Source organism: Mycobacterium sp. NGS33 (assembly GCF_059812885.1).
In genome coordinates this window covers 586,665-606,322 of record NZ_JCALDN010000001.1, presented here as the reverse complement: position 1 = coordinate 606,322, position 19,658 = coordinate 586,665, and the positions used below count along the sequence as shown (strand labels likewise).

General features: G+C 68.8%; 20 protein-coding genes, 1 pseudogene and 1 riboswitch. Of the genes and pseudogenes, 10 read left to right on the top strand and 11 right to left on the bottom strand.

The features are described from left to right. The first annotated feature begins 47 nt into the window (after window positions 1-47). Complete coding sequence (locus tag AC5Y5B_RS02690; protein ID WP_112631684.1) at window positions 48-1,496, top strand: neutral zinc metallopeptidase; 1,449 nt, start codon at window positions 48-50, stop codon at window positions 1,494-1,496. Window positions 1,497-1,512: 16 nt separating this feature from the next. Here the strand turns inward: AC5Y5B_RS02690 and AC5Y5B_RS02685 are convergent, their stop codons facing one another. From AC5Y5B_RS02685 to thiC, 6 genes and pseudogenes are all read right to left on the bottom strand, one after another. Continuing rightward, window positions 1,513-2,382 (bottom strand): LLM class F420-dependent oxidoreductase, encoded by an 870-nt coding sequence (locus AC5Y5B_RS02685; protein ID WP_112631683.1) that lies wholly within the window; start codon window positions 2,380-2,382, stop codon window positions 1,513-1,515. Between the two features lie 24 nt (window positions 2,383-2,406). Continuing rightward, window positions 2,407-2,663: pseudogene (locus tag AC5Y5B_RS02680) on the bottom strand (hypothetical protein). 157 nt (window positions 2,664-2,820) lie between these two features. Continuing rightward, window positions 2,821-4,071, bottom strand: coding sequence for an HNH endonuclease signature motif containing protein (locus tag AC5Y5B_RS02675; RefSeq protein ID WP_500003291.1), 1,251 nt, complete (start codon window positions 4,069-4,071; stop codon window positions 2,821-2,823). Window positions 4,072-4,137: 66 nt separating this feature from the next. After that, window positions 4,138-4,761 (bottom strand): alpha/beta hydrolase family protein, encoded by a 624-nt coding sequence (locus tag AC5Y5B_RS02670; RefSeq protein ID WP_500003289.1) that lies wholly within the window; start codon window positions 4,759-4,761, stop codon window positions 4,138-4,140. Window positions 4,762-4,765: 4 nt separating this feature from the next. Further along, complete coding sequence (gene thiD / locus AC5Y5B_RS02665; protein ID WP_500003287.1) at window positions 4,766-5,593, bottom strand: bifunctional hydroxymethylpyrimidine kinase/phosphomethylpyrimidine kinase; 828 nt, start codon at window positions 5,591-5,593, stop codon at window positions 4,766-4,768. Between the two features lie 49 nt (window positions 5,594-5,642). Then, on the bottom strand, window positions 5,643-7,322 hold the full coding sequence (thiC, locus tag AC5Y5B_RS02660; RefSeq protein ID WP_112631679.1) for a phosphomethylpyrimidine synthase ThiC: 1,680 nt from the start codon (window positions 7,320-7,322) through the stop codon (window positions 5,643-5,645). Beyond that, window positions 7,314-7,424, bottom strand: a riboswitch (TPP riboswitch). (Overlaps the previous gene by 9 nt.) A gap of 174 nt (window positions 7,425-7,598) precedes the next feature. Here thiC and AC5Y5B_RS02655 point away from each other — a divergent pair. From AC5Y5B_RS02655 to AC5Y5B_RS02645, 3 genes are all read left to right on the top strand, one after another. Then, complete coding sequence (locus tag AC5Y5B_RS02655; RefSeq protein WP_240631670.1) at window positions 7,599-8,240, top strand: PAS and ANTAR domain-containing protein; 642 nt, start codon at window positions 7,599-7,601, stop codon at window positions 8,238-8,240. Window positions 8,241-8,375: 135 nt separating this feature from the next. Continuing rightward, window positions 8,376-8,732: an STAS domain-containing protein gene (locus AC5Y5B_RS02650; RefSeq protein WP_112631677.1), complete on the top strand. Its 357-nt coding sequence runs from the start codon at window positions 8,376-8,378 to the stop codon at window positions 8,730-8,732. Then, a complete protein-coding gene (locus tag AC5Y5B_RS02645) occupies window positions 8,729-12,610 on the top strand; it encodes a SpoIIE family protein phosphatase (RefSeq protein ID WP_500003283.1) in 3,882 nt (1,293 codons plus the stop codon). The genes AC5Y5B_RS02650 and AC5Y5B_RS02645 overlap by 4 nt, the downstream gene beginning before the upstream one ends. Here AC5Y5B_RS02645 and AC5Y5B_RS02640 read toward each other — a convergent pair. After that, a complete protein-coding gene (locus AC5Y5B_RS02640) occupies window positions 12,607-12,882 on the bottom strand; it encodes a hypothetical protein (protein WP_112631737.1) in 276 nt (91 codons plus the stop codon). The two genes, AC5Y5B_RS02645 and AC5Y5B_RS02640, sit on opposite strands and share 4 nt — an antisense overlap. Window positions 12,883-12,954: 72 nt before the next feature. Here AC5Y5B_RS02640 and AC5Y5B_RS02635 point away from each other — a divergent pair, with 72 nt between their 5' ends. Next, the gene (locus tag AC5Y5B_RS02635; RefSeq protein ID WP_112631675.1) at window positions 12,955-13,221 is read left to right on the top strand and encodes an Rv1535 domain-containing protein; all 267 of its coding nucleotides are present in this window, start codon (window positions 12,955-12,957) and stop codon (window positions 13,219-13,221) included. Between the two features lie 12 nt (window positions 13,222-13,233). On the opposite strand, the gene AC5Y5B_RS02630 is transcribed toward AC5Y5B_RS02635, so the two are convergent. The 4 genes from AC5Y5B_RS02630 to AC5Y5B_RS02615 form a co-directional block, all read right to left on the bottom strand. Further along, window positions 13,234-13,707 carry a hypothetical protein gene (locus tag AC5Y5B_RS02630; RefSeq protein WP_500003281.1) on the bottom strand — a complete coding sequence of 158 codons (474 nt, stop codon included), beginning with the start codon at window positions 13,705-13,707 and terminating at the stop codon, window positions 13,234-13,236. A 131-nt stretch (window positions 13,708-13,838) separates the two neighbouring features. Further along, window positions 13,839-14,645: an exodeoxyribonuclease III gene (locus tag AC5Y5B_RS02625; protein WP_500003827.1), complete on the bottom strand. Its 807-nt coding sequence runs from the start codon at window positions 14,643-14,645 to the stop codon at window positions 13,839-13,841. 38 nt (window positions 14,646-14,683) lie between these two features. Then, window positions 14,684-15,595, bottom strand: coding sequence for an N-acetylglutamate synthase, CG3035 family (locus AC5Y5B_RS02620; RefSeq protein WP_500003277.1), 912 nt, complete (start codon window positions 15,593-15,595; stop codon window positions 14,684-14,686). Further along, window positions 15,595-16,188 (bottom strand): peptide deformylase, encoded by a 594-nt coding sequence (locus AC5Y5B_RS02615; protein ID WP_112631671.1) that lies wholly within the window; start codon window positions 16,186-16,188, stop codon window positions 15,595-15,597. The genes AC5Y5B_RS02620 and AC5Y5B_RS02615 overlap by 1 nt, the downstream gene beginning before the upstream one ends. A gap of 202 nt (window positions 16,189-16,390) precedes the next feature. Here AC5Y5B_RS02615 and napA point away from each other — a divergent pair, with 202 nt between their 5' ends. The 5 genes from napA to AC5Y5B_RS02590 are packed head-to-tail and all read left to right on the top strand — an operon-like array spanning window position 16,391 to window position 19,652. Beyond that, on the top strand, window positions 16,391-16,699 hold the full coding sequence (gene napA / locus AC5Y5B_RS02610) for a nucleoid-associated protein NapA (protein WP_007768412.1): 309 nt from the start codon (window positions 16,391-16,393) through the stop codon (window positions 16,697-16,699). A gap of 19 nt (window positions 16,700-16,718) precedes the next feature. Further along, window positions 16,719-17,195, top strand: a complete 477-nt coding sequence (locus AC5Y5B_RS02605) for a LytR C-terminal domain-containing protein (RefSeq protein ID WP_500003273.1) — start codon at window positions 16,719-16,721, stop codon at window positions 17,193-17,195. Between the two features lie 21 nt (window positions 17,196-17,216). Continuing rightward, entirely contained in the window at window positions 17,217-17,894 is a 678-nt protein-coding gene (gene sodC, locus AC5Y5B_RS02600; RefSeq protein ID WP_500003270.1) for a superoxide dismutase[Cu-Zn], read from the top strand. After that, the gene (locus tag AC5Y5B_RS02595) at window positions 17,875-19,014 is read left to right on the top strand and encodes a glutamate--cysteine ligase (protein WP_500003268.1); all 1,140 of its coding nucleotides are present in this window, start codon (window positions 17,875-17,877) and stop codon (window positions 19,012-19,014) included. The genes sodC and AC5Y5B_RS02595 overlap by 20 nt, the downstream gene beginning before the upstream one ends. Then, window positions 19,014-19,652: an LON peptidase substrate-binding domain-containing protein gene (locus AC5Y5B_RS02590; RefSeq protein ID WP_500003267.1), complete on the top strand. Its 639-nt coding sequence runs from the start codon at window positions 19,014-19,016 to the stop codon at window positions 19,650-19,652. Before AC5Y5B_RS02595 ends, AC5Y5B_RS02590 begins: the two co-directional genes overlap by 1 nt. The last annotated feature ends 6 nt before the right edge of the window (window positions 19,653-19,658 follow it).

Genomic DNA, 19,658 nt, shown 5'->3' with positions numbered 1-19,658 from the left:
TGAGTTTCCTTGATGCTGCGCCGTAGCCGGTCGGGATGAGGTTGGTCATGAATAGCCATGCGTTCAGGTCGGCACTCGTGTGGGCGGTGACGGCGCTGGTGGTGGCCGGCTGCACGACGTTCGTCGACGGACGCGCGCTGTCGATGCTCAACGACCCGTTTCTGGTCGGCGGCCTGCCCGCGACCAACGGACCCAGCGGAATCCGTTCGAACGCACCCAGTCCCACCGGCAAGGTGCTCAACACCGACAACGGCCCCATCGACACCCTGGCGCTGCTGTCGGTCAACGACATCGAGGACTACTGGCAGTCGGTGTACGACCAATCGCTGCAGGGCAAGTTCGTTCCGGTCAGCAAGATGGTGTCCTACAACTCCACCGATCCGAGCAGCCCGATCGTGTGCCACAACGACACCTACAAGCTCGTGAACGCCTTCTACACCGGCAAGTGCAACCTGATCGCCTGGGACCGCGGCGTGTTCATGCCCATGGCGCAGAAGTACTTCGGTGACATGTCCGTCACCGGCGTGCTCGCACACGAATTCGGCCATGCGCTGCAACAGATGGCGAAGCTGGTGACCAGACGGGACGCGACCATCGTCCGCGAGCAGCAGGCCGACTGCTTCGCGGGTGTCTATCTGTACTGGGTCGCCGACGGCAAGTCGCCGCGGTTCACGCTGAGCACCGCCGACGGGCTCGACCACGTGCTGGCCGGGATCATCACCACGCGGGATCCCGTCATGGACAGCGAGACCGAAAACGACGACGCCCACGGGTCGGCCCTGGATCGGATCAGCGCCTTCCAAATGGGATTTCTCAACGGCGCCTCGGCCTGCGCGGCGATCAACCGCAAGGAAATCGAAAAGCGCCGCGGCGACCTGCCGAACGCCCTGCGGGTCGACTCCACCACCGGCGCACCCGAAACCGGCGAGGTGCCCATCAATCAGGACACCATGTCGAACCTCATGGAGCTGCTGGGAAAGATCTTCGCGCCGACCAGCCCGCCGGCGCTGTCCTACCAACCGGCAGCGTGCCCGGACGCCAAGGCCACCCCGCCCGCGTCCTACTGCCCGGGCACCAACACCATTGTGATCGACCTGCCCGGGCTCGCCGCCATGGGCACGGTCGCCGACGAGAAACAACAGACCCTGCCGCAGGGTGACGACACCGCGCTGTCGGTCGTGATGTCGAGATACGCGCTCGCCGTGCAGCATGAACGCGGCCTGCCGATGCAGAGCCCCTGGACCGCGCTGCGCACCGCATGCCTGACCGGTGTGGTGCATCGCAAGATGGCCGAACCGATCGACCTGGCCTCGCACAACCAATTACTGCTGACCGCAGGCGATCTCGACGAGGCGGTCGCCGGCCTGCTCACCAACCATCTGGTCGCCAGCGACGCGGACGGCACCAGCGTCCCGGCCGGGTTCACGCGGATCGCTGCATTCCGCGGCGGAGTGACCGGCAACGCGGACGCCTGTTACTCGCGCTATCCGGGATAACCGAGCACCAACCGGGTCAGCCTATTTCGGCGAGCCGGGGAATCACCTCGTCGCCCAGGCGCCGAACGAAGCCGACCGGATCCGGATTGCCGGGGAACGGGCCGGCGTTGACCAGCTTGACGCCGAGTGCGGCGTAGCCCTCGACGGTCCTGAAATAGCCGTCGAGGTCCTCGAAAGGATCGACGAAATAGCCGACCGTCTTGCGGATCTCGCCGGGATCGCGGCCGACCGCGTCGCAATGACGGTGCAGGACCTCGATCTTGTGCCTGATCGCGTCGACTTCGGTCACCGTGGAGTTCCAGATGTCGGCGTATTGCGCGACCAGACGCAGCGTCTTCTTCTCACCGTCCCCGCCGATCAGCACCGGGGGACGCCGAATCGGTTGTGGCGCACAGATTGTCTCGGCCAGCTGATAGTGCTTGCCTTCGTACGGGCCGTCGTTGTCGCTCCACATCTGCCGGCAGATCTGCAACGTCTCCTCGAGCATCTCGAAGCGCCGGCTGACCGGCGGATAGGGGAAGCCCAGCGCGGCGTGCTCCCGGTCGTACCAGGCCGCGCCGAGTCCCAACATCGCCCGGCCCTGCGACAAGACGTCCAGCGTCGTGACCGCCTTGGCCAGCAGCCCCGGATATCGGTAGGTGACGCCGGTGACCAACAGGCTCAGGTCGATTCGCGACGTCTGCCCCGCCAGAAATCCCAGTGACGTGTACCCCTCGAGGAACGGATCCTCCGCCCGTCCCATGGCTTCCATCTGGAAGAAGTGGTCGGCCAGGGTGAACAGCGTGGCGCCGCCCTGTTCGGCCGCCCTGGCCGACTCGGCCAGCGCCGGGCCCAGCTTGGCCGGGTCTCCGGGTAGGAAGTCTATGAAATGCAATCCCAATTCCATTGCCGATGCCGTCCTTTCGCGTCCTCATTGCTCGGTCAAGCGCTCGAGTAGCGACAACGCGTCGACGATGACACGCCGCTCGCGCTCGGTGTAGCGCTCCTGGATGGCGCGGGCCAGCCACTCCTCGCGGGCGCGCCGGTCATGCTCGGCACGCTTTCCGCAGACGCGGGCGAAATTCCCTGGCGCCGACCGCCATTCGGTTTCAGCCGGCGGCGTAGCGGGCTGAACACCACCCGGATACCGCGTGCTGCAGTCCACCGCGGGACGCTGACGCCATCCACGCCACCACCCTAGATTAGACGCCGGAGCGGTTGCAGCCGACGTGGATCACGGTGCAGGGGTAATCGCCGATTGCGATTGCCCGTGCCGTGGCGGTAGGCCGGACCGTGCGAACGAATGTCTTTCCGCCCCAATGTTTACGACGCTCCGATAGCCGGGCTAATTGGTTGTCGGTGGTGGTTGGGGTTGGAAGGGTGTGTACCACCACCAGTCGGCGCGCTCGCCGATGGGTCCGGGGCACGGCGACACCGCGGGTGGGGGTGTGGTGGGTGGGCGCGCCAGCGATCCCGGGCTCAGTGACCGGCCGACGTCGTCGGTGACCACGAGGGCGTCTGCGGGTCCGGTGATCTCCAGGCCCCCACGGTGGTGCAGCCGGTGATGATAGGGGCACAGCAGCACCAGGTTGGCCAACTCGGTGGGGCCGCCGTCTTCCCAGTGCCGCAGGTGGTGGGCATGCAGACCACGGGTGGCCCCACAGCCGGGGACCACGCAGGCGCGGTCGCGATGCTCGAGCGCGCGGCGCAGCCGCCGGCTGATCAGCCGGGTCGCCCGGCCCGCCCCGATGGGCTCTCCGGACCGTTCGAACCACACCTCGGCCGTGGCATCACAGGTCAGGTAGCGGCGTTCGGCATCGGTGAGCAGCGGACCCAAATGCAGTGCCGCGGCGGGTTGCTCGACATCGACATGTACGACCACGGTGGTGTGCTGCCCGTGCGGGCGCCGCGCCGCCTCGGCGTCCCAGCCGGCCTCGACCAGACGCATAAACGCCTCGTCAAGCCTCGGCATTGGTGGCGCCTGATCGCTGGTGTGGTCAGCGTGATCGGCCTTCCATTCGGCGATCAGCGCGTCGCGATGAGAGGCCAAGGCAGCGTCGAACTTCGCCGCATCGAGGTGCGGAAGCCTGATTCGGTAGCACGCCCCTTGGTCGTCGGTGGTCCGGGTGATCGAACGCTCGGCCTCGGGTCGGGATTCGGGGTCGGGTTGGGGTCGTGGTTCGAGCCTGACCGCGGTGCGCAGCTGGTTGACCGTGGCCACCGCGGCCAGCTGCGCGTAGTGGGCATCGGATCCGTCAGCGGCGCGCGCGGCGATGACGCCGACCTGATCGGCCGATAGTCGGCCCTCTCGCATGCCTTGGGCGCAGCGGGGAAACTCCTGCAGCCGGCGCGCGATGGTGGCGATCGTGTGCGCGGTTCCCGAGGACGAACCGAGCTTCCATGCCACCAACGCCGGCACCGACCGCGCCCCGGTGAGGCCGCAGAGCTCGTCGCGCTCGATCTCGGCGACGATCTCCACGATGCGCCCATCAATCGCGTTGCGCTGACCGCTCAACTCCGCCAGTTCGTCGAAGAGCACCTCGAGACGTTCCTTCGGGGACACTTCGACGCTGGCTGCGTTCGCGGTCGGGGACATGACGCCATCATCGCAGCCACCACCGACAAGTTCGGCCCGCGGCGATCCCCGCTCAGGTCAAGCCATCTATTTCCGGCCGAGCAGTTGCAGCGCGGCGTCGACGGCCAACGCCGGCACGTTCAATGTCTTGGACCGCAGATCGTGGCGGGCACTGGCGATCTCGACGACGGCGGTCGTCCCGCTGACCAGCGCCGCCGCGGCGCGCAATTCGTCGGGCGTGCCGAACGGATCCGACGTCCCGTGCGTGAACACCGTCGGTACCGTGATGTCGGGCAGGTGCTCGGTGCGGGCCCGTTCGGGTTTGCCCGGGGGGTGGACCGGATAGGAGAACAGCGTCAGCACGTCCACCGCCGCCTCCCCGGCCGCGACGACCATGGACGTCTGCCGGCCGCCGTAGGAATGTCCACCGGCGATCAGCGGCCCGTCGGCCAGGCCTCGGCACACCGCGATGGCCTCGGCGATTCCGGCCCGGTCGCTGGCGGCGGAACCGGACGGCGGCCCGCTGGGCCGGCGGCGCCGGTAGGGCAGGTTGTAACGCACCGCCAGCCAGCCGCGTTGCGCCCACTCGTCGCAAACCTGTTGCAGCAGAACCGAATCCCGGTTGCCGCCGGCGCCGTGGGTCAGCACCACCACGCCCTCCGGCGTACCGTCCGGTTGGTGCGCGAGGCCCGCGATCCGATCGAGGTTCATGCGATCACGTGAGCCGGAACAGTGGGGAGACGGGTCCGTGGCCGTGACCCAGCGGGTATGCGGCGCGCAGGCATTCGGTGACCCAGCGCTTGCCGAACCCGACGGCCTCCGGCACGGGCAAATCGTGCGCCAGCGCGCACGCGACGGCGCTGGCCAGTGTGTCCCCGCCGCCGTGGTCGTTGCCGGTGGCGACCCGCCCGGCGTCGAACTCGTAAAAATCGGCGCCGTCATAGAGCAGGTCGCAGCTGCGATCCGATGACCGCAGATGACCGCCCTTCACCAGCACCCACTGCGGGCCCAGCGCATGCAGCGCCTTGGCCGCCGCCCGCTGCGACTCGGCGTCGGTCACGTCGATGTCGACCAGCAGCCGCACCTCGTCCAAGTTGGGCGTCACCAGCGTCGCCAACGGAAACAGTTGGTTGCGAAGCGAATCCAGGGCCGCAGGCGCCATCAGCGCGTCGCCGTGCATGGACGCGGCCACGGGGTCGACGACGAGCGGAACCGACAAGCCCAGCGCGCGCCAGGTGGTGGCCACGGTGTCGATGATGCGCGGCGATGCCAGCATCCCGGTCTTGGCGGACTGGATGCCGATGTCGCCGACGACGGCCTCGATCTGCCCGGCGACGACATCACCGGGCACCTCGTGAAAACTCTGCACGCCCAACGTGTTCTGCACGGTGACGGCGGTGACCGCGACGCACGCGTGCACGCCCAGCAGCGCCATGGTGCGCATGTCGGCTTCGATGCCCGCGCCGCCCCCGGAGTCCGACCCGGCGATGGTCAGCACCCGCCGCGGCGTCGTCCCGGGCGCGGGCAGCGGCAGGAAACTCACAGGGCGAGATGGCAGCGACCCGCTGCGCCCGGCTGCGCCGCGCTTGCGATCATTGCTGGGCCAGCGGTAGATACACCCGGTTGCCGTGCTCGGCGAACTCGCGAGACTTCTCCGCCATGCCCTCGGACATGGCCGCCTCGATCGCCTCCTCGCTGTCGAGCCCGTGTTTGGCGGCGTAGTCGCGAACGTCCTGGGTGATGCGCATCGAGCAGAACTTCGGTCCGCACATGGAGCAGAAGTGAGCGGTCTTCGCCGGTTCGGCCGGCAGCGTCTCGTCGTGGTACTCGCGCGCGGTGTCCGGATCCAGCGACAGCGCGAACTGGTCGTTCCACCGGAACTCGAACCGTGCCGTCGACAACGCGTTGTCACGCTCCTGCGCGTGCGGGTGCCCCTTGGCCAGATCGCCTGCGTGCGCGGCGATCTTGTAGGCGATCACCCCGTCCTTGACGTCCTTGCGGTCCGGCAGCCCCAGGTGTTCCTTGGGGGTGACGTAGCACAGCATCGCGGTGCCGGCCTGGGCGATGATGGCCGCGCCGATCGCCGAGGTGATGTGGTCGTAGGCCGGTGCGATGTCGGTCGCCAGCGGCCCCAGCGTGTAGAACGGGGCCTCCTCGCACCACTCCTCCTCGAGCCGCACGTTCTCGACGATCTTGTGCATCGGGACATGGCCCGGGCCCTCGATCATCACCTGCACGCCATGCGATTTCGCGATCTTCGTCAGTTCGCCCAGGGTGCGCAGCTCGGCGAACTGAGCGGCGTCGTTGGCGTCGGCGATCGACCCCGGCCGCAACCCGTCGCCCAGGGAGAACGTGACGTCGTAGCGGGCGAAGATCTCGCAGAGCTCGTCAAAGTTGGTGTACAGGAACGACTCCCGGTGATGCGCCAGGCACCACGCCGCCATGATGGAACCGCCGCGCGACACGATGCCGGTGACCCGCTTGGCGGTCAGCGGCACATAGCGCAGCAGCACGCCGGCGTGCACCGTCATGTAGTCCACGCCCTGCTCGCACTGCTCGATCACGGTGTCGCGGTAGAGCTCCCAAGTCAGTTCGGTCGGGTCGCCCTTGGTCTTTTCCAGCGCCTGATAGATCGGCACGGTGCCGACCGGCACCGGCGAGTTGCGCAGGATCCACTCGCGGGTCTCGTGGATGTTCTTGCCGGTGGACAGGTCCATGATGGTGTCGGCGCCCCACCGGGTGGCCCACACCATCTTGTCGACCTCCTCGGCGATCGACGACGTGACTGCCGAGTTGCCGATGTTCGCGTTCACCTTGGTCGCGAACGCCTTGCCGATGATCATCGGCTCGATCTCGGGGTGGTTGTGGTTGGCCGGGATAACCGCACGGCCCCGGGCGACCTCGTCGCGCACCAGCTCGGCGGGCATCCCCTCGCGGGCCGCGATGAACGCCATCTCCGCGGTGATCTCCCCGGCGCGGGCGCGCTGCAGCTGGGTGCCGCGGTCGCGGACCACGCCGGGCCGCGCCGGCAGTCCGGCCGTCAGATCGATCGTCGCCTCCGGATCGGTGTAGGGCCCCGAGGTGTCGTACAGATCGAAGTCGTCGCCGGTGGACAGGTGCACCCGACGCAGCGGCACCCGCAACGTGAGCCCGCCCGGTCCCTCGACCTCGCGGTAGGCCTTGCTGCTGCCCCAGATGGGTCCGGTCGTGACGGCCGGTTCGACGCTGGGCGAGGCGGCGCCCGACGCGGTTCCGGAAAGGACGTCAGTCATTTTTCATCTCCCTACGCCGGCATTACCCGGTCAGGTTCGTACGGTCGACGGCCCCGAGCCGTCCTCTCAGCGCACTGGGCGTGCGCTCCCGCGTCGTATGGATGGGTCCGCACGCGACGTTACCCCCACGGCCGACCGCACGGCAGGGTGCGACGGCCTTTTCACCCGGGGCGGTAGCCGAGGGCGCTCCCCTAGTGGAAAAATGCAAACGTGCAACAGCGCAGGCGAGCAGGGGAATCGTCATCCAACGGGGACGGCGCCCGAGTTTCCGACCCGATCAAACAGGCCCCCGGATACCTGAACATCGGCGCGTTCCGCTTCTGGTTCGTCGGCCAGCGCTGGGAATGGTCCGACGAGGTGGCCAGGATGCACGGCTACGAACCGGGCGAGGTCGAGCCGACGACCGAACTGCTGCTGTCGCACAAGCATCCCGACGATCGCGCGCATGTGCAGGAGTTGCTCGACTACGCCCTGCAATCCGAAGAGTCGTTCTCGAGCCGGCACCGGTTCATCGACACCGCCGGCGCGGTGCACGACGCGATCGTCGTCGCCGACCGCATGCTGGACGAGTCGGGCGCCGTGCAGGGCACCGCGGGTTACTACATCGACCTCACCAACACCTTCGACGAGGCCCGCCAGGAGGTGCTCGACACGGCACTGCCCGACCTGTTCGAGAGCCGCGCGGCCATCGAACAGGCCAAGGGCGTGCTGATGTACGTCTACCGGGTCAGCGCCGCGCAGGCGTTCCGGGTGTTGCAGTGGCGCTCGCAGGAGACCAATGTGAAGCTGCGGGCGCTGGCCAAGCAGCTGCTGACCGACGTGGCCGCCCTGCCGGTGCCGGCGGCCGCTCTGCAGAGTCAGTTCGATCATTTGCTGCTGACCGCGCACGAGAGGATTCCGGCCGAGCCCGCCGGGTAACCTGAATCGGCAAACGGGCAGTTCGGGTACGGGTTACTCTCGGGTCATCTGCGATGCGCGACCGCGCATCTACGCCGCGTCGTCGGGCTTAGCGGCAGCAGATCCCAACGTTGGCTGCGGCGAAAGGCATGAAGTTTGTTGGCGGTCGAACACGAGGCTAACGACGACGCAGTGATCGTCAGCGTCAAAGGCGATGTCGACTCCAGTAACGTCGGTGAGCTTGCCGCTCACCTGACCACCGCGCTCGGGCTGGCCTCGACGCAGCCGGTGCGCGCGGTGGTGATCGACCTGCTGGCTGTCGAGTTCTTCGGTAGCGCGGCGCTGAACGTGGTGCTCGATTGTCATGAGGGCGCCAAAGCCGCCGGGACCGCGGTCCGGCTTGTCGCCGACCATGACCAAGTGCTTAGGCCTATCCAGGTCACCGAGTTGGACCGGGTCTTCGACATCTACCCGTCCCGGTCCGCGGCATTGCACCGAAGACGACCGCAATGAACTCGCGACTGCCGGCCGATCTGGCCGCTGCCGTTTCGTTGGGCGGTGAGATGGGCCGGCGGTTCGCCGAATACGACTGGGACACTCATCCGTTGGGGCCGCCGAGCGGCTGGTCCAGCGAGATGCGGGCGGCGGTCGCCACGACGCTGGCGTCGCGGTTCCCGCTGGTGCTGTGGCTGGGCACCGAGGACCTGTTCGTGGTGTACAACGAGGCCTACATCGAGATCCTGGGCGACAAGCACCCCCACTCGCTGGGGCAGCCCGGCCGCGAAGTGTGGTGGGACATCTGGGATTCGATCGCCCCGATGCTCGCCGGCGTGGTCGCGACCGGTGAGGCGACCTGGTCGCGAGATCTGATGCTGCCGATGGTGACCACCGGGCGGCGCGTCGAGCGCTACTTCACCTTCACCTACAGCCCCCTGATCGACGGCGACGGCAAGCCCTTCGGCATTTTCTGCCCCTCCTACGAAACCACCGAGCGGGTGCTGAGCGAGCGCCGCCTGCACCTGCTCAACACGGTCGCCTCCGCGATAGTCGAGAGCCGCAGCATCGACGACGCGGTCGGCGTCGCTGTCAGGATCTGTGCCGGCCAGCCCGCCGACCTGGCGTTCATCGCCGTGTACGCCGACGACGGCGCGACGGGAAGGGTCACGGTGCGCGGGGCGACGCCCGCCATTCTGCCGTTGCTGCCGGGCGAACTGGCCCAGCTGACCGCGTGGGATGCGGCGTCGCGGACCCGGGCCGAGGTGCAGCTGATCGACGACGTGGCTGCCGCGATCCCCGCCATCGAAGAGGCGCTGGGTGGCGACTGCCCGCAGGAAGCTCTTGTGGTGCCCCTCGGGGAGGCCTCTACGGCGGGGGCGCTGGTGGTCGCCGCCAACCCCCGGCGTCCCATGGACGCCCAATTCCAGGGTTTCTGCCAGCTGCTGGCCGACCAGTTGACGTCGACCTTCGCCTCGATCGTTTCCTACGAGCAAGAGCGGCACCGAGCCGACGTGCTGGCCGAACTGGATCGGGCCAAGACCGCATTCTTGACCAACGTCAGCCACGAGTTCCGCACCCCGTTGACCCTGCTGCTCGGACCGCTGGACGACGCGCTGTCGGACGCGAAGCCGGAAAGCGTTCTCGCGGAGCGGCTTACCACCGCGGGACGCAACGCGCGGCGGCTGCAGCGCCTGGTCGACTCGCTGCTCGACTTTTCGCGCATCGAGGCCGGCCGGGCCAACGCGAAGCTGGTGTGCACCGACGTCGGCGCGCTCACCGCGCAGATCGCGTCGTCGTTCACCGAGCTGTGTCACCGCGCCGGGCTGGAGTTGAAGCTGGACTGCGCGCCGGCTTTGGCCGATGTCGATCCGGCGATGTGGGAGACGATCGTCCTCAACCTGCTGTCCAACGCGGTGAAATACACGCTGCAGGGCACGATTTCGGTGCGGGTGCGCACCGAGGCCGCGCAGTGCGTGATCGCGGTGCGCGACACCGGCGTCGGCATCGGCGCCGAGGATCTGAAGCTGCTGTTCGAGCGCTTCTACCGAGCCGACAACGTTCGCGGCCGCAGCGTCGAGGGCACCGGGATCGGGTTGTCTCTGGTCCGCGGGCTGGTAGACCTGCACCGCGGCATGGTCGAGATCGATAGCGAAGTGGACCAGGGCACCACCGTGACGATCCGCGTGCCGCGATCGGCCTCCGGCGCGGTCGTCGACCCGTCGCCGGCGGGGCCGGACGAGACCAATCCGTATGTCGCCGAGGCTAGCCAGTGGGTAATGCCGGTCGCCGAACCCGTCGCCGCCACACCGACGATGACCCGCCAGGTGGTGCTGATCGCCGACGACAACGCCGACATGCGTGCCCACCTCGAGCGGGTGTTGTCGCCGCACTGGGAGACGGTGTCGGTCGCCGACGGCGAGTCGGCGCTGGCCGCGACCCGCAGCCTGCGTCCGGACGCGATCGTCACCGATGTGATGATGCCCGGGCTCGACGGCTTCGAATACGTCGCCGCCGTTCGCGCGGACCCGGACCTGGCGGCGACGCCGATCCTGATGCTGTCCGCGAGGGCCGGCGCGGAGGCCGTCAACGAGGGCTACGCCGGTGGCGCGGACGACTACCTGCCCAAGCCGTTCCGATCGCAGGAGCTGATCGACCGGCTGGCGTCGAGGCTGTCTGCGGTGGGCCGCGAGCGTGACCGGCAGCGTCGCGAGGCGCAGTCGCGGCTGGCCTCGGAGCTAGTGCACCTCGACTCGGCGCTGCAGGGCACCAGCTCGGTGGCCGGGATCATGGACGCACTGCTCGGCTCCTCCTTCGGTTCCGGTGACGCCGGTGCCGTTGCGATCGGCGTCCTCGACGGCGAGGACTACCTGCGGTTCGAATACGCCGGTGACCTACCCGCGGAGTTTCGGGACCGCTACCACGTCGTCGCGCTCGACGCGCCCTTGATCGGCGCCGACGTCGCGCGCACCGGCGAGTCGATGATCGTCGCCGACACGTTCGACCTGCCCCCGCGCTACGAGCACGCCGTGCAGGACAGCGCGGCGCGCATCCGCGCCTGCGTCAGCCATCCGCTGCGGGACGGGTCCGGTCGCATGCTAGGCGTGCTGGCGTTGCTGTGGCCGCAGCCGCGCCATTTCGAGGCCGCCGACCTCGACGCCTTCGCGCGGGTGACCGAGCTGACGTCGGCGGCCCTGGACCGAGTGCGGCTGATGGCCCGCGAACACGAGATCGCCATCGACTTCCAGGAGCACCTGCTCGACCTGGATCGCGGCTCCACCGCCGCGGTCGTCGCGGCCGTCTACCAGCCGGCGGGGGAGGCCATGCGGGTCGGCGGCGACTGGTATTCGGTCACCCCGCTGGAGCACCCCGGCAGGATCGCGATATCGGTCGGTGACGTGGTCGGCCACGGCCTGTCCGCGGCGATCGTGATGAGCAGGTTGCGCGCCGCGGTCGCCGCGTTGGCGCTCACCGCGGGCGAACCCGACGCGGTGCTGGGTTCGCTGGACCGATACGGCGCCAGCGTCGACGGCGCGCGCTGTGCGACGGTGGCCTACGCCCTGATCGACACGGACGGCCACGGCGGAGGCGCCACCGTCAGCTACAGCTGCGCCGGGCATCCCTATCCGCTGCTGGTGCTGCCCGACGGCCGCGCGATCTTCCTCGAGTCCGGCCGCCGCGCCCCGGTCACGGTGACGGCGACCGGCGCCCACCATGCGCCGGACCAGCCCCCGGGCCACACGGCGACGGCGGAGCTGCCGCCCGGCGGGCTGATCCTGCTCTATACCGACGGGCTGATCGAGCGGCCCGGCGAGACGCTCGACGACGGGTTCGCGCGTTTGCAGGCGGCGGCGGCGCAGTGCGCCGGACTGCCCGTGGAATCGATCTGCGCGGAACTGCTGTCCCGAATGGCCCCGCCGACGGGCTACCGTGACGACGTCGTCGTGCTCGCGCTGCGGCCGAGCCACCTCGCCCGGGCCAGTTTCGCCACCGTGCTGCCGGCCGCGCCGGCTCAGATTCCCGCCGCGCGCGAACGGTTGCGCGAATGGCTGAGCACCATCGTCGTCGCGCCGCATCGCGAGACCGACATCTTGTTGGCCACCGGCGAAGCGGTCACCAACGCGATCGAACACGGCAGCCGCAACAATGCCCGCCAAACGGTGTCCATCGAGGCCTTCCTGCATCAGGACACCGTGACGATCACCGTCAGCGACACGGGCCAGTGGAGCGGCGATTCGTCGGCCAGCCTGCGCAGCCGCCGCCGCGGACGCGGGCTCACGCTGATGAGCGGATTGGCCGACGGCGTCGAAACGCTGCGGACCGCGTCCGGCACCCGGGTCACCTTGCGGTTCGATCGCGCGGTCGCGGGAAGCGCCACGGCGACTCGGACCGGCTAGGCCTCCTCCATCGCCTCGCCGAGTTCCTCCAACAGCTTGTTGTGGTGGTTGCTGGCCAGGAAGTGTCCGGCGGCGATGACCAGCGCCACCGGCCAGTCGATGAGTTCGAGGGCCGCCAGGGCCGCCAGCCCGCCGAAGTAGGCCAACTGCTCTGGCCTGGGGATTTCCACCTGGCCGATCGCCGGCAGGTTCACCGCAAAGGTCTCACCCTCGCGGATCTTGTCCACCGCCTCGCGCTGGGTAGTGCCGCGCCGCGACTTCTTTTCCGCCATCATTTGCCTTTCGGTAACGAAGGGTTTCCCGTCTCGCTGGTTCGCGCGTCCACCGTCGGACTTATGTCGACGATGACCGACACCGGGGGCGATCCGTTAGTTTCATCGTTCGCTTCGGTGCTGAGGGTGCCGCTAGTCGAACTCTATGCGTTGTTGTGGCGCGTCGGGGTTGTCGAGATTCGGCACAGCGATCGGGCGCCTCGTCGCGGCGCGGTGTCGCCCTCCCGGGCGGTGCGGGGAGCGGTCTGCCCGGATCCGAGCGCCCATCAGCCGGATCGCGTGCTGCGCTGGACGTCGCAGCAGTTGGCCCCGGCGGTGATCAGCCGGGCGATCGGCTGATCGCGGGTTCGCCTAGTTGGTGCTGCGCAACCGCGTGCTGCCCGCCCGGCGTCCGGCCGTCTTCTTGGCCGTCGACTTGGCGGCCTTGGCGGGCGCGGCTTTCGCGGGCGCGGATCCCTGCGGCGTCGGTTTCTGCGGCGCCGAATCCACCGGCACCGATTTCAGATTCGCTTTGACCGCCCGCGGTTCGGGCTCCTGTTTGCGGCTCAACCTCTGCAACAGCAGCGCGCTGCCGCCGACCGCCAGCAGCAGCGGCCATTCGACCAATCCGGCGACGCCGAGCGCGCCGATGGCCAACGCGGCCGCGGGCGCCGAGTGGCTGCCGCTGTTCATGCCGCGCTTGACTCCCTCGGCGGCCCCGGTGACGCCGCCGATGACTCCGTTGACCGCTGCGCCGCCCACGGCACCGGCGGCCGCGGTCGTCGCGTTCGCCGCGCGGTTCACCGCCTGACTCACGCCTCGGACTGCTCCGCCGATGACACTCATGATGACTCCCTGCTCTTGCTACTGACTTTTAAAGCCTGCCACCAAGCCATCGCGCAGACAACGCGAAGCCGCATCAAAATTTGCCGGAGCTGGATGTCATGTTGCGCCCGGCCCGGGCGCGAGGGACCCGGTCAGTCGCGCCGCACATCGACGAGGACCGGCGCGTGATCGCTGGCCGCCTTGCCCTTGCGTTCGTCGCGGACGATCTGCGCGTCCGTCACGCGGCCGGCCAAAGCCGGTGAGCCGAGGATGAAATCGATGCGCATGCCCTGCCCCTTCGGGAACCGCAACCGGGTGTAGTCCCAGTACGTGTAGACCCCCGGGCCCGGCGTGAAAGGGCGCACCACATCGGTGAATTGCGCCTCGACGATGGCGGCGAACGCCCGGCGCTCCGGCTCGGAGACGTGCGTGGCGCCGGCGTAGAAGTCCATACTCCACACGTCGTCGTCCTGCGGGGCGATGTTCCAGTCGCCGGCCAGTGCGATCTCGGCGGTGGGATCGTCGCGAAGCCAGCCCGATGCCGAATCACGCAGTGCGGCAAGCCATTCGAGTTTGTAGACGTAGTGCGGGTCGCCCAGGGCGCGGCCATTGGGAACGTAGAGGCTCCACATCCGCACGCCGCCGCACGTCGCCGCGAGGGCGCGGGCTTCCGCCGCCGCGGCGACTTCGGGCTTGCTGCTCCAGCTGGGTTGCCCGTCGAACCCGATCTGCACGTCGTCGAGACCGACGCGCGAGGCGATCGCCACGCCGTTCCATTGGTTGAAACCGACATGGGCGACCTCGTAGCCGAGTTCGAAGAACGGCAGGGTGGGGAACTGGCTGTCGGAGCATTTGGTCTCCTGCATCGCCAGCACGTCGACGTCGGCGCGGGACAACCAGTCGATGACGCGGGGCAGCCGGGAGCGAATCGAATTCACGTTCCAGGTGGCAAGCCGCAGCGGCCGGTCGCCGGCGTCGATCGTGCCTTCGGGCATGGCTAGACGCTATCCCAGACGCCCGGGCGCACCGGGACGTAGCGGCGGCGGTGGTGCAGCCGGAAGCCGAGCGCCCCGGCAAGCGTCGCCACGCCGGCGTCGGGCGCCCGCAGGTAGCCGCGCGTCGCACCGCGATTCGCGCCCCACGCCAACAACGCCTCGCACAGCTGCGCCGCCGCGTGCTCGTCGGCGCCGGCCACCGAGCCCACCGCCGAGATGCCGACCCACCGCGCGCCATCGGGCGCCTCGGTCACCGCGGCGCCCGCGACGGCGATGCCGCGATGCGTGCCGAACATGAGCTCCCCGTCGACAGCGGCGGTGAGCACGTCGACCGGAACGCGGCCGTCGTGGATGCCCAGCCAGCCGTCATCGGGCAGCGGTGCCAACGTGATGGACCGGTCGGCCTCCGGGACGCTCACCTCGGAAAGGTCGCGCACGACAAGCTGTTCCGTGTACTCGTCGGCCAGCCCGGGCGGGGGTGTCAGCATCCGGTCGGGCAGGGCCAGCCGCGGCGTCAGGCCGCGGCGCTCGTACCAGTCGACGATCGCCGGAACCGTGCTCACCTGGGCAGAAATATCAAGCGGCACAGCGGAATTCGCGGCCACATCGACGCCGTGGCCGGCGCGCAGCAGCCAGCCGTCCAGCCAGGTGCGCTCCGCGCCCGGCCAGGCCGCGGCGGCGGCATGCTCGAGCGCGCGGATCTGTGAGGTGCGGATGGGGGCGTCGGTGAGCACCCGCAGCGCCACCGCGTCGGACGGCGCGAACTCGACGACCGCGCCGCTCTTCGTGCGCACCCGCACCAGCGGGTCGACCGCCAGCAGGTGTCCGACCGCGTCGGTCAACGGCGGCACCGAACCGGCCGGGCGGCGGTAGCGCACGGTCACCCGGGTGCCGGGGTCGGGCCACGAGAGCATCAGTGACCGAACGGGTCCGGTCCCTCCCCGGGCATCCAGGAGAGGCCGGGAACGCCCCAGTTGTGGGATTTGACGGCGCGTTTCGCGCTGCGCGCGTGCCGGCCGATGAGACGGTCCAGGTAGAGGAAACCATCCAGGTGCCCGGTCTCGTGCTGCAGCATCCGGGCGAACAGGTCGCTGCCTTCGATGGAGATCGGCGTCCCGTCGGCGTCGAGTCCGGTGACCCGCGCCCACTTGGCGCGCCCGGTGGGGAACGACTCGCCGGGCACCGACAGGCAACCCTCGTCGTCGTTCTCCGGATCGGGCATGGTCTCGGGTATCTCGGAGGTTTCCAGGATGGGGTTGACGACGACGCCGCGCCGCCGGTCGGTGCGGCCCCGGTCGTCGGCGCAGTCGTAGACGAAGACCCGCAACCCGACCCCGATCTGGTTGGCGGCCAACCCCACCCCGTGCGCGGCGTCCATGGTGTCGTACAGGTTGGTGATCAACTCGGCCAGATCCGCCGGCAGTGAACCGTCGGCAGCGACCGGCACCGGCTGTGTCGGGGTGTGCAGGACGGGATCTCCCACGATGCGGATCGGAACGACTGCCATGGTCGGCTAAGCTACCGCACGCCCGCGAGCTGTTCGGCCGGCGATCGGCGTCTGGGCAATCTTGGTCAATCGGCCGACTCGCGGGTCTGGATGACGGCTTGAGGGTTTGGCGCGTGTTTCAATTATCGCCGAAACACGCCCTTAGCTAAGTCAAGTCATTCGAGCAGTTCGGAATTCGCCGAAAGGGTCCAGGGGAAGCGATATGGACAGCGCCATGGCGCGGGCAAATCGATCGGGGGACGACTCTGAGATCGCAGATGGGCTGACCCGCCGCGAGCACGACATCCTGGCCTTCGAGCGCCAGTGGTGGAAGTTCGCGGGTGTGAAGGAAGACGCCATCAAAGAGTTGTTCTCGATGTCGGCGACGCGGTACTACCAGGTGCTCAACGCGCTCGTCGACCGGCCCGAGGCGCTGGCCGCCGACCCGATGCTGGTGAAACGGCTGCGCAGGCTGCGCGCCAGCAGGCAGAAGGCGCGCGCGGCGCGGCGCCTCGGCTTCGAGGTGACCTGACTCGTTACAGTAGGGCTCGATGAAAGAACGAGTTCCCGACTCCACTGGGCTGCCCCTACGGGCCATGGTGATGGTGCTGTTGTTCCTCGGCGTCATTTTCCTGCTGCTCGGTTGGCAGGCTCTGGGTTCGTCCGGGAGCTCCGACGACGATTCGGCATCGCCGGCCTCCAGCGCGAGCGCCAGCAGTTCCGCGTCCGCGTCGCCGACCACCAAGCCGGCGAGCACCCAGGCCGAGGTGCAGATCTACAACATCTCCTCGAAAGAGGGTGTGGCCGCGCGCACCAAGGACCAACTGACGTCCGCCGGTTTCAAAGTCACCAAGGTCGACAACATGACCGTGCCCGACGTCTCGGCCACCACGGTGTACTACACCGACGCCGGTGACGAGCACGCCACCGCCGACGCGGTGGGCAAAAACCTGGGCGTGCCCGTCGAACCCCGAATTCCCGCGCTCAGCGGCGAGCCGCCGGGTGTCATCGTCCTCGTCGCGGGCTAACTCCGCGCTAGGCTGCTGGCTATGCGTAAGCTGCCTCTGGTTCTGGCCGGTGGCGTCGTGCTGCTGGGTGCCTGCTCGTCGCCCGAGCAGGTGTCGTCGGTGCCGGGTACCACCCCCGCGATCTGGACGGGATCGCCCTCGCCGTCGGGCGCCAAGGCTTCGGAGGCCGGGCCCGCGGCGGCGCCGAGCGTCATCACGCACCTCAAGGCGCCGGACGGCACCCAGGTGGCGACCGCGACGTTCGAATTCAACAACGGCTATGCCACCGTCACCATCGAGACGACGGCCAACGGTGTGCTCGCGCCCGGCTTCCACGACGTGCACGTCCACCAGGTCGGCAAGTGCGAGCCCAACTCGGTCGCCCCGACCGGCGGCGCGGCGGGCGACTTCCTGTCCGCCGGCGACCACTTCCAGGCGCCCGGGCACGCGGGCGAGCCCGCCAGCGGGGCCCTGCCCTCGTTGCAGGTGCGCAAGGACGGCTCCGGGATGTTGGTCACGACCACGGACGCCTTCGCGATGGACGATCTGCTCACCGGGCAGAAGACCGCGATCATCATCCACGCCGGTGCGGCCAACTCCGCCAATGCCCCATCGGGGCGCACCAACCAGACCAGCGGCACGCCGGGCCCGGACGACATGACGATGAGCACCGGTGACCCCGGCAAGCGGGTGGCGTGCGGTGTCATCGGTGCAGGCTAAGCGGGCCGTCTCCCGCATCGACTTCGCCCGTTCACCGCGGCCCACCCTCGGGGTGGAATGGGAGTTCGCTCTCGTCGACGCCCACACCCGCGACCTGAGCAACGAAGCCACCGCTGTGATCGCCGAGATCGGCGAAAACCCGCGTGTGCACAAGGAATTGCTGCGCAACACCGTCGAAGTGGTCACCGGCATCTGCCATTCCGCGGGCGAGGCGATGGAGGATCTGCGCCAGACCCTGGGGCCCGCGCGCCGCATCGTGCGGGATCGCGGCATGGAGCTGTTCTGTGCCGGCGCACACCCGTTCGCGCAGTGGACCTCTCAGAAGCTCACCGACGCCCCGCGCTATGCCGAACTGATCAAGCGTACCCAGTGGTGGGGACGGCAGATGTTGATCTGGGGCGTGCACGTGCACGTCGGCCTGTCCTCGCCGAACAAGGTGATGCCGATCATGACGTCACTGCTCAACTACTATCCGCACCTGCTGGCGCTGTCCGCCTCCTCGCCGTGGTGGGCGGGCGTGGACACCGGTTACGCGAGCAACCGGGCGATGATGTTTCAGCAGCTGCCCACCGCCGGGCTGCCGTTCCAATTCCAGACCTGGGCGGAGTTCGAACGCTTCGTCCACGACCAGAAGAAGACCGGCATCATCGACCATGTCGACGAAGTCCGTTGGGACATCAGGCCTTCACCGCACCTGGGCACGCTGGAAATGCGGATCTGCGACGGCGTGTCCAACCTGCGCGAGCTGGGCGCGCTGGTCGCGTTGACCCATTGCCTGGTGGTCGACCTGGACCGCCGGCTCGAAGCCGACGAGTTGTTGCCGAGCATGCCGCCCTGGCACAACCAGGAGAACAAGTGGCGCGCCGCGCGCTACGGCCTGGACGCGGTGATCATCCTGGACGCCGACAGCAACGAGCGACTGGTCACCGAGGATCTCGACGACGTGCTGAACCGGCTGGAGCCGGTGGCCAAAAAGCTGAATTGCGTCGACGAGCTGGCCGCGGTGGCCGACATACCCCGCCAGGGCGCCTCCTACCAACGGCAGCGGCGGGTGGCCGAAGAACATGATGGCGACCTGCGCGCGGTCGTCGACGCGCTGGTGGCCGAACTGGAAATCTGATGACGGAACCCCTTGAGCTGGCCATGTTTCCGCTGGAGTCGGCGCTGCTGCCCGACCAGGACCTGCCGCTGCGGATCTTCGAGCCGCGCTACGGCGCGCTGGTGCGTCATTGCACGGACACCGGTGAGCCGTTCGGGGTGGTCCTGATTTCGCGCGGGCGTGAGGTCGGCGGCGGCGATGCGCGCTGCGACGTCGGCGTGCTGTCGCGGATCACCGAATGCGTCGACCACGGCGCCGGCCGGTATTCACTGAATTGCCGGACCGGGGAACGAATCCGGGTGATCGAATGGCTGCCCGACGAGCCCTACCCCCGGGCGAGGGTCACGCCGTGGCCCGACGAGCCCGGCGACGCGGTCTCGGACGCCCAGCTGCTCGACGTCGAAGACCGGGCCATGGCGCTGTTCGAGCGGATCGCGCAGGCGCGCGACATCAAGCTGCCGGGCCGCGAGGTGATCCTGGGCGACGAGCGGGGCGGTCCGGCCGGAAAGCGCCTGCTCGCGTTGGCATCTCGCATCCCGATCGGCACGGCCGATCGCTATTCGGTGCTGTCCGCGCCGACGGCCGCCGCCCGCCTCGCCGCGCTGCGCGAGGCCGTGGACGCGGTCGCCGAAGTGGTGGAGTTTCAGCTTTCCGAATGACGGGCG